General features: G+C 74.3%; 8 protein-coding genes. 1 reads left to right on the forward strand and 7 read right to left on the reverse strand.

Annotated features, from left to right (window positions below):
* Positions 1 to 85: 85 nt before the first annotated feature.
* The 6 genes from RTG05_RS21805 to RTG05_RS21830 form a co-directional block, all read right to left on the reverse strand.
* On the reverse strand, positions 86 to 1,720 hold the full coding sequence (locus RTG05_RS21805) for a methyl-accepting chemotaxis protein (protein WP_166526851.1): 1,635 nt from the start codon (positions 1,718 to 1,720) through the stop codon (positions 86 to 88).
* Between the two features lie 283 nt (positions 1,721 to 2,003).
* A complete protein-coding gene (locus RTG05_RS21810) occupies positions 2,004 to 3,644 on the reverse strand; it encodes a methyl-accepting chemotaxis protein (protein ID WP_166526852.1) in 1,641 nt (546 codons plus the stop codon).
* Positions 3,645 to 4,595: 951 nt separating this feature from the next.
* The gene (locus RTG05_RS21815) at positions 4,596 to 6,203 is read right to left on the reverse strand and encodes a methyl-accepting chemotaxis protein (RefSeq protein ID WP_166526853.1); all 1,608 of its coding nucleotides are present in this window, start codon (positions 6,201 to 6,203) and stop codon (positions 4,596 to 4,598) included.
* A 251-nt stretch (positions 6,204 to 6,454) separates the two neighbouring features.
* Positions 6,455 to 8,059, reverse strand: a complete 1,605-nt coding sequence (locus RTG05_RS21820) for a methyl-accepting chemotaxis protein (protein ID WP_166526854.1) — start codon at positions 8,057 to 8,059, stop codon at positions 6,455 to 6,457.
* A gap of 508 nt (positions 8,060 to 8,567) precedes the next feature.
* Positions 8,568 to 9,320: a trehalose-phosphatase gene (gene otsB / locus RTG05_RS21825; RefSeq protein ID WP_166526855.1), complete on the reverse strand. Its 753-nt coding sequence runs from the start codon at positions 9,318 to 9,320 to the stop codon at positions 8,568 to 8,570.
* On the reverse strand, positions 9,317 to 10,732 hold the full coding sequence (locus RTG05_RS21830) for an alpha,alpha-trehalose-phosphate synthase (UDP-forming) (protein ID WP_166526856.1): 1,416 nt from the start codon (positions 10,730 to 10,732) through the stop codon (positions 9,317 to 9,319). Before RTG05_RS21830 ends, otsB begins: the two co-directional genes overlap by 4 nt.
* Before the next feature lie 120 nt (positions 10,733 to 10,852).
* Here RTG05_RS21830 and RTG05_RS21835 point away from each other — a divergent pair, with 120 nt between their 5' ends.
* Entirely contained in the window at positions 10,853 to 12,568 is a 1,716-nt protein-coding gene (locus RTG05_RS21835) for a sensor domain-containing phosphodiesterase (protein WP_166526857.1), read from the forward strand.
* A 121-nt stretch (positions 12,569 to 12,689) separates the two neighbouring features.
* Here the strand turns inward: RTG05_RS21835 and RTG05_RS21840 are convergent, their stop codons facing one another.
* Complete coding sequence (locus RTG05_RS21840) at positions 12,690 to 15,239, reverse strand: EAL domain-containing protein (protein WP_166526858.1); 2,550 nt, start codon at positions 15,237 to 15,239, stop codon at positions 12,690 to 12,692.
* Between the last annotated feature and the right edge of the window lie 31 nt (positions 15,240 to 15,270).

The following is a 15,270-nucleotide window of genomic DNA, read 5'->3' on the forward strand; positions in this document are numbered from 1 at the left end:
CGCCGCACGCGGCGGGGCCACGGGACACCGACGGCCGCGGTGCCCCGTGGCGGGGCACCGCGGCCGGAACGGGCGCGACTGGTGGTCAGAAGCGGAAGCGGCCCACCAGCTCCTGCAGCTCGGCCGACATCCGGGAGAGGTCCCCGGCCGCCGATGACGTGTTGCTCGCCCCGCTGGTGGTCTCCTGGGCGGCCTGGGCCACCCCGGTGACGTTGCGGGCGATCTCCGAGGCGCCGGCCGCGGCCTCGGAGACGTTGCGGGCCATCTCGTTGGTGGTCGCGGTCTGCTCCTCCACCGCGGAGGCGATGGTGGTCTGCCGGTCGGAGATCTGCGCCACGATCGTGCTGATCTCCTCGATGGCGGTGACCGCCGCCGTGGTGTCGCCCTGGATGGCCTGCACCCGGCGGGCGATGTCCTCGGTCGCCTTGGCCGTCTCCTGCGCCAGCTCCTTGACCTCGTTGGCCACCACCGCGAAGCCCTTGCCGGCCTCCCCGGCCCGCGCCGCCTCGATCGTGGCGTTCAGCGCCAGCAGGTTCGTCTGCTCCGCGATGCTGGTGATCACCTTCACCACGTTGCCGATCTCCGCCGACGACTCTCCGAGCTTGGTCACCGTCGCGCTGGTGGTCTCCACCGCCGTCACCGCCCGCGCCGCCACGTCGGAGGCCTCCGCGGCGTTCGTGGCGATCTCCCGGATGGACGCACCCATCTCCTCGGTGCCCGCCGCCACGGTCTGCACGTTGCTGGACACCTCCTCGGCGGCCGCCGACACCGCGCCGGCCTGCGCCGCGGACTCCTGGGCGCTCGTGGACATCTGCGCCGAGGTGGCCGACAGCTCCTCCGAGGCCGCCGACAGGGTCTGCGCGTTGGACCCGATGCTGCGCATCGCCGTGGCCATGTTCTCGACCGCGGTGTTCAGGGCGCGGGCCATGGCACCGGCCTCGTCCCGGGTGTGCAGGTCCAGGCGCTGGTCGAGCCGCCCCTCCGCGACACCCTGCAGCACCTCCACCGTGCGCCGCAGCGGGGCGGCGATCATCCGGCCCAGCCCCAGGGCCAGCCCGAGCCCCAGGCCGACGGCACCGGCCACGACCCCGAGGATGAGCAGACCGGCGGAGTCGGCGGACCGGGCGGTGGACCGGGCGGCGGCCTCAGCCTCGTCGGCCTGGTAGGCCGCGAGACCGTCCAGGGCCGCATACGCCTCGTCCACGATCCCGGTGTGCTTCGCCGAGCGGACGGCGTTGAAGGTGGCGATGTCGCCCACCCGGCTCAGCGGCAGCAGCTCCGCGTCCCGGATGGAGCGGTACTGCCCCCACTGGGCGGTGAAGGTGTCCAGCAGTCCGCGCTCGGTGGCGGACAGCTCCGTGTCGTAGGTCTGCACCGCCGCGTCGAGCGCCGTGTCCGCATCGACGATCTTGGTGTCCGCCTTGCCCTTCGCCTCGGCGGTGGCAGCCAGGGCGTGACCGCTCAGCTCCAGCCGCGACTGCAGCGCCGTACGCCGGATCTCGGCCACCTCCATCCCACCGAGCAGGTTCTGCTCGTAGATGCCCTGGGCGTCGCTGGCCGCCTGGTTCAGCTTGGTGTAGCCGACGAACCCGACCGCAGCGGTCAGGCCGACGACCACGAGGAAGCCGGCGAGCAGCTTCTGTGCGGTCCGCAGGTTGCGGAAGAACCCGAGCGGCCCGCCGGCGGGGCGCCGGCCGGTCTCGGACGGAGTGGTGGCCATGGGAGTTGGTCCAATCAGGAGTAGGGACTGCACCGCGGGAGGAGACGGCGCCGTCCCTGACGAGCGCCCTCAGGAGTCGTTGTCGGCGGGGCGGGTCCGACTGTCGAGCCATGCCACCGACTCGTGACAGGAGAGTCGGGTGGGCGTCCCTGGTGCGTCTGCGTGTCGACAACCACGCCCGCGTCCACGGCCGGCGATGACGGGTGTCGACGACCCGCGCCCGGACCGGACAGGGGCACGGCCACTCTCGCGGCCGTGCCCCTGTCCGGTGGTGCTGCGGTCGTCAGTAGGTGAAGCGGCCCACCGTGGTGCGCAGGTCCACGGCCATCCGGGACAGCTCGTCGACCGCGGTGCGGGTCTGGGTGAGCGCCTGCGTGGTGGCATCGGCCGCCCCGGAGACCCCGGAGATGTTCTCCGCGATCTGGGTGGTGCCCCCTGCCGCCTCGCTCACCGAGCGGGACATCTCACTGGTGGTCGCGGTCTGCTCCTCCACCGCGCTGGCGATGGTGGTCTGGTAGTCGTTGATCTGCCCGATGACCGTGCTGATCCGCCCGATCGCGGCGACCGCACCGGTGCTGTCGCCCTGGATGGCCTCCACCCGCCGCGCGATGTCCTCGGTCGCCTTGGCCGTCTCCTGCGCCAGCTCCTTGACCTCGTTGGCCACCACCGCGAAGCCCTTGCCCGCCTCCCCGGCCCGCGCCGCCTCGATGGTGGCGTTCAGCGCCAGCAGGTTCGTCTGCTCCGCGATCGAGGTGATCACCTTGATGACGTCGCCGATCTGCCGGGAGGACTCGCCGAGCTTGGTCACCGTGGCCGTGGTGGTCTCCGCCTCGGTCACCGCCTGCGCGGCCACCCGTGCCGCCTCGGCGGCGTTCTGGCTGATCTCGCGGATGCTCGCGCCCATCTGCTCCGCGCCCGCGGCCACGGTCTGCACGCTGCGCGAGACCTCCTCGGCGGCGCCGGAGACCACGCCGGACTGTGCGGAGGTCTCCTCCGCCGACGCCGAGATCTGTGCCGAGGACGCCGACAGCTCCTCCGAGCTGGCGGCCACCGCGTCGGCCGAGGACACCACCGAGGCCATCAGCTCGCGCAGCCCGGTGACCGCGGTGTCCAGCGAGGCGCCCATCCGACCCAGCTCGTCGCGCGTGGTCAGCCCGGAGGTGCGGGTCAGGTCACCGGCCGCCAGCGCCTCGGCCACGTCCTGCACCCGGCGGGTCGCCCGGGCGATCCCACTGGCCACGACCAGACCGAGCCCGGTGGCCAGTGCGATGCCGGCGAGCAGCAGGACGATCGAGGTCGTCCGCTGGGCGGTCGCTGCCGAGGCCGCGGCCTGCGCGGCGGCCGCTGCCTCGGCGTCCTCCATCGCCACGAGGGCGGTCGCCGCCTCCTCGACCCGATCGGCGAGCGGCTTGGCCTTGGTCGTGTTGGCCGCCACCCAGCCTGCATAGTCCTTGACCAGGGCGAGCGGGGTGAGCTCCGTCCGCGCCACGTCGAGGTACCCGGCGAAGGCCGTCCCGATCTCGGCCACCAGGGCCTGCTTCTCCGAGCCGGGCGCCGGGGCCGTGTAGTCGGTGTACTGCTGTAGCTTGGTCTCGAAGCCCTGCTCGAGCTCGGTCAGGCGGTCGACGGCCTTCTGCGCCGCCGCCGGGTCGGCGGCGAGGACGGCGTCCCGCACCGCGACCCGGAAGTCCTTGGTCGTCCCGCGGACGCCCGTGATGGCGCTGACGCCCTTCAGGTTGACCTCGTAGATGTGCTGGGTCCTGCCGGCCGCTGAGCTGAGGGCCTGCAACCCGAGGACGCCGATGACGGTGGCGACGAGGGCGGCGACGATCACCGCGGTCAGGACCTTGACCTTGACGCCGCGGTCACCCCACCAGGAGCGGCGGAGAGCGGGGGAGCTGGACGGGCTGAGGGTGTCGGACACGGTGCTCACTCCTGGTACGGGGCAGGGGCAGGATGGGGCAGCACGGCTGCCTGTCGGGGACCAGGGTGGGTGCCGACGGCGCGCGGACGGCGCATGCCGGCGGGGTTCTGCACGGATTGCGACCCGAGGGGTGGGTGAGCACTCCGGGGTTCTCTCCGTGTCGACCGCACCGCGCCGCGGCGCGCCGGCCCGCCGGGTCCCGCGGTCGCCCGACCTGCGCGTCTTCTCCGGTGTCGACACCGCGGGGCCGGTCGCCGTCGCCGCGCCCCCCGGTCGCTGCGCCACGGCGGGCGACACGCCGCGCGGCGGGCCGACCCTCGGCGTACACGACGGCGGCCGGACCCCGGAGGGGCCCGGCCCGCAGGCGTGGTCCCGCTGCGGCGGGAGGCGTGCGTGTTGCTCAGAAGGTGGAGCGGGTGACCCCCGAGCGCAGGTCGGCCGCCATCCGGGACAGCTCGTCGACCGCGGTGCGGGTCTGGGTCAGCGCCTGCGTGGTCGCATCGGTGGCCCGGAGACCCCGGAGACGTCCTGCGCGATCTGCGTCGTGCCCCCGGTGGCCCCGCTCGCCCAGCGGCTCACTTCGCGCTGAGGGAGATCAGCGAACCACCCGGCTCCCCGGCCGGCCGAGGGGGCGGTGGCGTGGTGGTCATGGGGACCCCTCCTGGGGCTCGACGGGAGGTCGCGGGGGCTGAGCGACGAGAGGAGTTCCGGATCTCGGCCGGCTGGCCGTCGCGGCGATCGGCCCCGCGGACCGGATGGTCGTGCCGGGTCAGGTCGGCGGGGAGAGCCTGCCTGCCGAGGGCCTCTCGTCGACGTGTCGTCTCCGGGCGAGCGGCCGACCGTCCGGGAGACGTCACCCCGGCCAGGAGCCCCGACACGCGACAGGGGCACGGCCGCGGATCGCAGCCGTGCCCCTGTCCAGGTGTCCTGCCCGGTGCTCCCGCGGGCAGCTCAGTAGGTGAAGCGGCTCACCGAGGTGCGCAGGTTCGCAGCCATGCGGGAGAGCTCGTCCACCGCGGTGCGGGTCTGGGTGAGCGCCTGCGTGGTCGCCTCGGCAGCCCCGGAGACCCCGGAGATGTTCTCCGCGATCTGGGTGGCGCCTCCCGCGGCCTCGCTGACCGAGCGGCTCATCTCGTTGGTGGTCGCGGTCTGCTCCTCCACCGCGGAGGCGATGGTGGTCTGCCGGTCGGAGATCTGGCCCACGATCACCGAGATCTCCTCGATCGCGGTCACCGCCGCGGTCGTGTCGCCCTGGATGGCCTGCACGCGGCGGGCGATGTCCTCGGTCGCCTTGGCCGTCTCCTGCGCCAGCTCCTTGACCTCGTTGGCCACCACCGCGAACCCCTTGCCCGCCTCCCCGGCCCGCGCCGCCTCGATCGTGGCGTTCAGCGCCAGCAGGTTCGTCTGCTCCGCGATGCTGGTGATCACCTTCACCACGTTGCCGATCTCCGCCGAGGACTCCCCCAGCTTCGTCACCGTCGCCGACGTCGTCTCCACCGCGGTCACCGCACGGGCCGCCACATCGGAGGCCTCCGCCGCGTTGGAGGCGATCTCCCGGATGGACGCGCCCATCTCCTCCGCCCCGGCGGCCACCGTCTGCACGCTGCGGCTGACCTCCTCCGCCGCGCCCGCGACCACGCCGGACTGGGCCGAGGTCTCCTGCGCCGACGCGGAGATCTGCGCCGACGACGCGGACAGTTCCTCCGAGCTGGCCGCCACCGCGTCCGCGGAACTGACGACGCCGGACAGCACCTCGCCCAACGCCGACTGCGCGGAGTCCAGGGCGGCCGCCATCCGGCCCAGCTCGTCGCGGGACACCACGCCGGTGGCGACCGTCAGGTCACCGTCGGCCATCGCCTCGGCGGCGGCCTGCACCGACCGCACGGTCCGGGTCAGCCGGCGGACGACGAGCACGGTCAGCACGCCGGCAGCGGCCACCGAACCGACCGCGGTGGCGAGCAGCAGGGTGACCGCAGCGTCGGCGTCGGCGGCCGCCTGGGCGTTGCGCGCGTCGGCCTGCGCCGACTGGGCGACGCCCTCGGCCTCGAGCGCGTCGGCCATCGTCTCCAGCAGCGGCTGCAGCTGCGTGGACTGGACGGCGGCGAAACCCGCGAGGTCGCCGCGGTCGGCGGCCGGGAACAGCGCGGTCTCCAGCAGGCCGAGGAACTGCTCGCGGTCGGTGGCGAAGGTCGCCATGGCCTCCGGGGCGACGACGTGGGGCCCGTAGGCGTCCATGCCGGCCGCCAGGTCGGCGTTCTTGTCCGCCATCTGCTCGCGCAGCTCGACCCGTCGCTCGGGGGTGGACACGGCGTACTCCAGGGTGCGGGCGCGGTGGGCGGCGTGCGCCCGCTGCACCTCGGACAGCGCGTTGAGCGGGAGCAGGTTCTCGGCGTAGAGCGTCTGCTGGTTCTCGCGCAGCTCGGAGATGCGCACGACGGCGAGCAGGTTCGTAGCGAGGACGACGACGGCCAGCAGGCCGACGACGGCGCCGATCTTGACGGCGATCGGGCGGTCGGCGAACCACCCCCCCGGACGGCGGTCGGTAGAGGTGCGCGACATCCCTGTCTCCTGTGTGTGCGGTGCGGGTGGAGGCGTGCGCCCGGATCCTCCGGGCGAGAGGAAAATAGGGAGTTGCGTGCCGCTCCTCGGCGCGTCCAACCACGTGTCGGATCGGTGCAGGGCAGAAAGGTCGGTCACCGCTCTCCCGGGGTCGACATCACACCCCCGGTCCTGTCCGGGGAACGGCAACGGCGCCCGGCCCGCGTGGTCGCGGGGCCGGGCGCCGGCTCCTGTCCGTGGTGCCGAGCTGGTCAGTAGGTGAAGCGGGACACCCCCAGGCGCAGGTCGGCGGCCATCCGGGACAGCTCGTCGACGGCGGTGCGGGTCTGGGTGAGCGCCTGCGTGGTCGCGTCCGCCGCACCCGACACCCCGGCGATGTTCTCCGCGATCTGCGTGGCCCCACCCGCGGCCTCGGTCACCGACCGGGACATCTCGCTCGTCGTGGCGGTCTGCTCCTCCACCGCCGAGGCGATGGTGGTCTGCCGGTCGGAGATCTGCGCCACGATCATGCTGATCTCCCCGATCGCCGTGACCGCCGCGGTGGTGTCGCCCTGGATCGCCTGCACCCGCCGGGCGATGTCCTCCGTAGCCTTGGCCGTCTCCTGCGCGAGCTCCTTGACCTCGTTGGCCACCACGGCGAAGCCCTTCCCGGCCTCCCCGGCACGCGCCGCCTCGATGGTGGCGTTCAATGCGAGCAGGTTGGTCTGCTCCGCGATGCTGGTGATCACCTTCACCACGTTGCCGATCTCCGCGGACGACGCGCCCAGCCTGGTCACCGTGGCCGAGGTGGTCTCCACCGCGGTCACCGCCCGGGCCGCCACGTCGGAGGCCTCCGCGGCGTTCGTGGCGATCTCCCGGATGGACGCGCCCATCTCCTCCGCACCGGCCGCGACCGTCTGCACACTGCGCGACACCTCCTCGGCCGCACCGGCCACCACCCCGGACTGCGCGGAGGTCTCCTCCGCCGACGCCGAGATCTGCGCCGACGACGCGCTCAACTCCTCCGACGACGCGGCCACCGCGTCCGCCGAGGACACCACGCCGGCCATCACCTCGCGCAACGAGACTTGGGCCTGCGTCAGCGAGGCGGCCATCCGGCCCAGCTCGTCGTTCGACCGCACCTCGGGGTCGACGGTGAGGTCACCGGTGGCCAGCGCCTGCAGCGACCGCTGCACGGCCCCGACCGTGCGGGTGATCTGCCGGACCACCACCCAGGCCAGGAGGCCGGCGACGAGCACCCCGGCGGTCAGGGCCGCCCACAGGGTCACGATGGCGCTGCTCGCTGCGCCGGCGCCGTCCTCGGCCTCGAGCCGGGCCTGCTCCGCCTTGCGGGACTGGGCGGCCTCGAGCTCGTCGCCCACGGCGTTGGCCGCCTCGCGCACCGGGCCCAGCACCAGCTGCTGCACGGCCGCCCGGTTGTCGGTGTCGGCGGCCGGCACGAGCTGGCCCTCGGTGACGGCGAAGTAGCCGTCGACCAGGCCGACGAGCCGGGCGTAGTTCTCCGGGCTGGAGGCGTGCTCCTCGTAGGCGACGAGCTCCTCCTCCAGGCCCGCCTTCCACTCGGCGATCTCGGTCGCCAGCTGAGCCCGGCCGGGGGCGTCGGCCAGGCCGTAGGTGACGTAGCGGGCACGGATGCCCTGGAACTCACGCAGGATGGCACCCAGGTCGACGAGTGGCTCGACGGCCTCCTCGTAGAGGTGCTGCTCGTCGCTGGCCAGGCTGGAGATGCGCTGGACGGCCAGGCCGGTGAGGGCCGTGGCCACGACGCCGAGCAGCACCAGGGCCGTGGCGATCTTGACGCCGACGGGGCGGTCGGCGAACCAGCCCCCGCGGCGCGCAGTGGGGTCAGTGCTCATGGTCTCTCCTCGTGGACGGGTCCTCGCCGGGGGGCGGCTGGTGTCGGAACGGATCGTCGGGCCGAGGGCGCTGCGCCCGGGGGACGTCGGCCGGCCGGTGCGCCGATCGTTGCGCGGCGAGCGGGTGACCGGCCTGCGCGAGGCGCCGAGTCGACCGAGGTCGTCGGCCCACCACCCGGGCGGCTGGGGCCGCACGACCGCCGGCCCGGACGGCGCGGGAGCGTCCGCGCTGCTCACGGGCGGGTGGGCACCTCGCACGTCTACGGGAGACCGCCGGGGTGTCGACACGTGGGGAGCGGTGACGTCGACCGCCGCGTGCAGTCACCTGCCGGCGCCGCGCGACACGGACCCGTGCGCCACGACCCGCCGTGCGGGCACCTACATTCTCTCCTGTTCCGGACGGGTCGTCCGACTTCGTCGAGTGCGTGTCGCGGCAGACGGAGGCGTCCCGGGAGTCGTCGACACCGGGCGCGTCCGGACGTGGTGCCGCCCGCCGGACCGTCGTGCGTCAGTCGAGCAGGCCGGCCAGGGTGTCGAGCAGGACCACGACGGCGGCCGGGTCGGCGATGCGGTACCGCGCGACGGTGTCGCCGTCCCCGACCTTGACGGTGAGGTCCCCGGGGGACAGGGCGCGGAACGCGTCCTCGTCGGTGCGGTCGTCGCCGAGGTAGACCGCCGCGGCGGCGCCGACGTCGGCGCGCAGCCGCAGCAGGGCGCTGCCCTTGTCGGCGTCGGTGACGGCGAGCTCGAGGACCTCCTTGCCCGGCTTCTTCGTCAGTGACGGATCCGCGGCGGCGTCGGCCTCCGCGAGCAGGGCGGTGGCCGCGGCGCGGTCGGCGACCTGCCGAACGTGCACCGCCACGCTGGCCGGCTTGACCTCCAGCCGCGCGCCGGGCACCGCCGCGACGAGCGGGGCCAGCCGCTCGGCGAGCGCGTCCCGCCGGGCGGCGAGCTGCCCGGTGAGCGGGCCGTCGTACTCCGCCCCGTGACTGCCGATCCAGCGGTGGGCGCCCCGGAAGCCGCTGACCGCCTGCAGGTCGGCCACCCCGCGCCCGCTGACCAGCGCCACCACGACGTCGTCGCGGGCGGCCAGCCGGGCCAGCGCCTCGGCCGCCCCGGGCACGGGGACGGCCGCCGACGGGTCACCGACGAGGGGGGCGAGGACGCCGTCGTAGTCGCTGGCCACCAGCAGCGGCCGCCGCCGGGCCAGCGCGGGCAGCGCCGCGGCGAGGTCCGCCGGGAGCACCCCGGCGGGGGTCACGCCTGCGCCTCGAGCGCCTCGATGAAGGAGGTGGCCCAGTGCTCCAGGTCGTTCTTGGCCAGGTGCCGGCGCATGGCGCGCATCCGCTTGGCCGCCTCGGCCGGCTCGATCCGCAGGGCCCGCAGCAGCTGGTTCTTGACCCCGGCGATGTCGTGCGGGTTGACCAGGAACGCCTGGCGCAGCTCCGCGGCCGCGCCGGCGAACTCCGAGAGCACCAGGGCACCGCCCAGGTCGCTGCGCGCGGCGACGTACTCCTTGGCCACCAGGTTCATCCCGTCGCGGTACGGGGTCACGAGCATGACGTCGGCGGCGCGGTACAGGGCGGCCAGCTCCTCGCGGGGCACCGACTGGTTGATGTAGTGCACCGCCGGGCTGCCGAGCGTGCCGTGGACGCCGTTGATGTGCCCGACCTGCTGCTCGATCGTCTCCCGCATGTGCACGTAGTGCTCGACCCGCTCCCGGCTGGGCGTCGCGACCTGCACCATCACCGTGCCGGGGACCTCGACCGCGCCCTCCTCCAGCAGCTCCTGGAAGGCGTCGAGGCGGACGGTGATGCCCTTGGTGTAGTCCAGCCGGTCCACACCCAGGATGAGCTTCTCCGGGTTGCCGAGCTCGGCCCGGACCTCCTCGGCCCGCTTGACGACCTCGGGGGAGGCGGCCAGCTCCTCGAAGGCCCGGACGTCGATGGAGATGGGGAAGGCCCGGGCGGTGACCGTCCGGCCGTCGTACTCGATGGCGGAGCTGCGGGCGGGGAGGTCGTGCAGCCGGCGGGCCAGCTGCACGAAGTTGGCCGCCGCGCTGGGCCGCTGGAAGCCGACCAGGTCGGCGCCGAGCAGACCCTCGACGATCGCCGAGCGCCACGGCAGCTGGGTGAACAGCTCGTAGGGCGGGAAGGGGATGTGCAGGAAGAAGCCGATCGTGAGGTCGGGGCGCCGCTGGCGCAGCATCGCCGGCACCAGCTGCAGCTGGTAGTCGTGCACCCAGACGACGGCGCCCTCGCCGGCGACCTCCGCGGCGCGCTCGGCGAAGCGCTTGTTGACCTGGACGTAGGTGTCCCACCACGTGCGGTGGTACTCCGGCTTCTCGACCACGTCGTGGTACAGCGGCCACAGCGAGGCGTTGGACATGCCCTCGTAGTAGCGGTCGACCTCCTCGGCGGACAGCTCCACCGGGACCAGCGACATCCCGCCGGACTCGAACGGCTCCGGCGCGTCCCCGGCCGACCCCGACCAGCCGACCCAGGCGCCGTTCCGGCCGGCCACGAACGGCTCCAGCGCGGTCACCAGCCCACCGGGGCTGCGCTGCCAGCTCGTCGTGCCGTCCGGCGCGGTCACCTGGTCGACGGGCAGCCGGTTGGCCACCACGACGACCGGGCTGTCCGCCTGCCCGTCTCCTGCTGAGGTCCCAGCCATACCGCTGCGAGCCTACTGAGCCGTCCCGTCAGGGACACTTCGAGGACCAGGACGACGCAGCGGCCCGCTCCGCGGGCCCGACGACGGGCCACCCGCTCCGGGTGGGCGGGCGGGGGCGCAGTGCAGGTCGACGGCGAGGAGACCGACGGACCGGTCGGGGGGACGGCAGCCGCCCTGGCCGCGGTCGTCTCGATCGCCCAGGAGCACGGCGAGGAGGCCGTCCTCCGGCGGGCGGTGACGGTCGGCTGCTCGCTGCTGCACGCCGGCAGCGGTCACGGGTGGCTGGGCAGCCCGGACGGCGGTTCGTCGCTGGTCGTCGTGGAGTCCTGTGCCGCCGGTCCGGCGGCGGTGGGGGAGGACCACCCCCCGCTGGTCGCCCCGGTGGCGACGGAGCAGGAACCGCTCGGTTGGCTCACCTTCACGCCGGCGCCCGGTGCCCGCCCGTTCTCCCCCCGCGACCGGCGGGTGGCCGAGTCCCTCGGCCGGCAGTCCGGTGCGGTCATCGCCCGGGTCCGCGCGCGGCTGGCCACCGACGCCGTGCTCACGGCGCTGGACCCCATCGGCACGCGCGCCGGCGACCCGCCCCCGGTCGCCGGCGAGGCGTCCCCGACCATCCGCCGGCTGTTGGGGTCCGCCCGGGCGCTGCTCGGCATGGACCTCACCTTCCTGTCGCACGTCGCCGACGGCCGCCAGACCTTCGACGCCGTCGACGCGGGTACGGCCGCACCGGCGCTGCGCCCGGGCACCACCATCGACGCCGACGAGGGCTACTGCAGCCTGCTGCTCGACGACGCCATCCCGGCGGCGGTACCCGACGTCCCGGCCCACCCGCTCCTGGGCGCGCTGGCCGTGACGGCGGACCTGCGGATCGGGGCCTACTGCGGGGTGCCGGTGCGACTCCCCGACGGGTCCCTGTATGGCACGCTCTGCGGCCTGCACTCCCGCACCACCACCGCACCGGACCCCGCCCGGATGGACGCCCTGCGCCTGGTCGCCGGCCTGGTGGGGGAGTGCCTGCACGACGAACGGCTGGCGGCCGCCCGGCAGGAGGAGCGGCGTGCGGCGCTCCGCTCGGTCATCGCCGGCCGGTGCCGGCGCACCGTCGTCCAGCCGATCGTCGACCTGCGCGACGGCACCGTGGTCGGCCAGGAGGCGCTGACCCGGTTCGGCGACGCGGGGGAGGCACCCGTGCCGGCCGACCGGGTGTTCGCCGACGCCCGCGAGCTGGGCCTGTCCGTCCAGCTCGAGCAGGCCACCGCCCGCGACGCGCTGGCTCTGCTGCCCGCACTGCAGCCGGGCACCTACCTGTCGGTCAACCTCTCCCCCGCCGCACTGCTGCACCCTGGCACCGACGCACTGCTGGCCGCCGTACCGGCCCCCCGCCTGGTCGTGGAGATCACCGAGCATGAGGCGGTCACCGACTACGCCGCCGTCCGGCAGGCGCTGGCCGCCCACCGGGCCCGCGGGGTGCGGCTGGCGGTCGACGACACCGGGGCGGGCTTCGCCAGCCTGTACCACCTCACCCAGCTGGGCCCTGACGTCATCAAGCTGGACGGCGCCTTCGTCCGGGGGCTGCTGCACGAGCCCGCCTGCCGCGCGGTCGCTGCCGCGGTCGCGGGCTACGCCACCGAGGTGGGCGCCGTGCTCGTCGCCGAGGGCGTGGAGACCGCGGAGCAGGCCGCCGCGCTGCGCGACCTCGGCGTCGGGTTCGGCCAGGGGTACCACTTCGGCCACCCGCGGGAGCCCGTGGCCGGCCCGGCCCACCGGAGCGGCCTGCCCGGCACCCTCGGCACACCCCGCTCCGGCGCCGTCGCGGACCTGCCCCCGGGAGCCTGAGACCGTCCGGGCCTCAGCCCGACACACATGGGCCGCGGCGAGCGCCGGGGCACCGGCCTCCGGAACGACCGGACGGCGGGTCCGGCCGTCGGCCGGGACGGTGGCCGGCCTGGTGGCCCGGTCAGCGCGGGGCCGGGACCTGCACCGATCCGGGCGCCGACGCAGCGGCCAACCGGTCACCCACCTCGGCGGCCGACGCAGGCCGGCCGAGGAGGTATCCCTGACCGAGGTCACAGCCCAGTTCCTGCAGCACCCCCGCCTGCTCGTCGGTCTCGACGCCCTCGACGACGACGTCGAGCGCCATGGACCGCGCCAGCTCGACGACCGCCCGGACGATCGCCACGTCGCGCTCGTCGGAGGCCAGCTGCTCGACGAAACCCCTGTCGATCTTGAGGCAGGTAACCGGCAGCTTCTTGAGCCGGCCCAGCGCGGAGTACTCCTGCCCGAAGTCGTCGATCGCCAGCCGGATCCCCCGGGCGCTGATGCCCTCGAGCAGGGCCCGGACCACCTCGTCGTCGTCCAGCAGCAGGCTCTCGGTCACCTCCAGGCAGAGCCGGTCCGCGGGGAAACCGGTCGCCGACAGCACCTCGTCGATCTCCTCGAGGAGGCCCACCCGCACCTGCCGTGCCGAGACGTTGACGTGCAGGAGGAACTCGAAGGGCAGGCCGTGCCGCTCCCGCCACTGCTGCGCGGTGCGGCACGCCTCGTGCAGGATCCACCGCCCCAGCGGGACGACCAGGCCCACCTCCTCCGCCAGCGGCAGGAACTCCGCCGGGGGGAGCAGGCCACGCTCGGGGTGGTGCCAGCGGACCAGCGCCTCGACGCCGGTGGTCTCCCCCGTCGCCAGCCGGACGATCGGCTGGTAGTGCAGGGTGAACAGTTCCTCCTGGACGGCGACCCGCAGGTCGGCCTCCAGGGCCAGCCGGGCGAGTGACCGGACGCGCTGCTCCGGGCCGGCCACGCGGTACTGGTCCTTGCCCGCCGTCTTGGCCTCGTACATGGCGACGTCCGCGTCGTGCAGCAGGTCGTCAGCAGCGACCTCCTCGGTCCCGAGCGCCGCGTACGCGATGCCGACGCTGGCCGAGCACACGATGGGCCGACCGTCGAGGACGACCGGTTCCCGGGCCACCGCCAGGACGCGCTCGGCGACGTGGACCACCTCGGCGGTGTCCCGCACGTCGGTGAGCAGCACGATGAACTCGTCCCCGCCGAACCGGGCGACGGTGTCGCCGCGGCGCAGGCAGGTCTCGATCCGCCGCGCCGTCGCGACGAGCAGCTCGTCGCCGGCCCGGTGCCCCAGGACGTCGTTGACGAACTTGAAGCGGTCGAGGTCGACGAACAGGACCGCGTGCAGCGCTCCTGGCCGGTCCACCGCCAAGGCCGCCCGGAGCCGCCGGAGGAAGAGGCTGCGGCTGGGCAGACCGGTCAGGCTGTCCCGGTGGGCCAGGTGCTCCAGCTCGACGGTGGCCCGCCGCGTGTCGGTGACGTCGACGACCTGCAGCAGGCAGTGCGTGGGGCGGTCGGTGCGGCCGAGGACGACGGCCGCGCTGATCTCGGCCACCACGAGCCGCCCGTCGGGGCGCAGGTAGCGCTTGTCCCGGATGTGCCGAGGCGCAGCGGCGCCGGCCACGATGCCGGTGGCCACCGCCTCGCCGAGCACGGCACGCAGCACGTCCCGCTCGACCTGCTCGTCCCCGGGGTGGGTGACCGCCGCCGAGCCGCCGGCCACGAGCTCGGCCGCCGACCGGCCGAGCATGGCGGACAGGGCCGCGTTGACCTCCTGCCACCGGCCGTCCAGCGTGACGATCGCCATGCCCACGGGCGCGTTCTCGAACGCGGTCCGGAACCGGTGCTCGTTCTCCCGGAGGGAGTCGAGCGCCTCACGGCGCTCGGCGTCGGTCTCCAGCAACCGGCGCTGGGTGTTGCCCAGCGCCGCCATGACCTCGCCCATCTCGTCGGGACGGCCGACCGGCACCTCCTGACCGAGGTCACCGGACTCGATGCGGCGGAAGTGGGCGATCAGCTCGCGCAGTGGTCCCAAGACGCTGCGGCTGAGCCGGGCACCGATCACCCGGCCCAGCGCGGCGATGACCGCGGCGACGATCAGCAGGGCGACGACCGAGGTGAGGTACAGCCGGCGCGCCTCCTCCGAGCGCTCCTCGGCACGCTGCAGCGCGTAGTCCATCAGGTCGTTCATCGCCTCACGGGCGGCCCGGAACTCCTCGACGGCGTCGCCGCGGGCCAGTTGTTCGGCGAGTTCCTTGTCCCCGGCCGCGCTGCTGGGCAGGATGTCGGTCCGCACCCGCCCGGTGTAGACGTCGAAGTGGCGCAGGAACGTGCCGAGCAGTTCCCCCTCCTCCGCGGACAGCCGGGTCCGGCGGTACTCCTCCAGCCGCTCGCGGGCTCGCCGCTCCTGGTCGGCCACCTCGCCGGCCAGCCGGGTCTCCGAACCCACCGACCCGGCCAGGATGTGCTCCAGGGCGTCCCCACGGATGCGGTAGAGCGCGGACTTGACGTCGTCGAGCGCCTCCAGCGCCACGACCTCCTGGGTGTACATCCGCTCGACGTTGCGGTTCACGTGACCGAGGAAGTACAGCCCGGCACCGGCACACACGGCGGACAACAGCACCAGGGTGGTCAGGCCCAGGGCGAGTCGGCGGCGCAGGGACACGGGGCCTCCGGAGGGGGACGAGCCGGGGCGG

The sequence above is a fragment of the Geodermatophilus sp. DSM 44513 genome, from assembly GCF_032460525.1.
Taxonomy (GTDB): Bacteria; Actinomycetota; Actinomycetes; order Mycobacteriales; family Geodermatophilaceae; genus Geodermatophilus.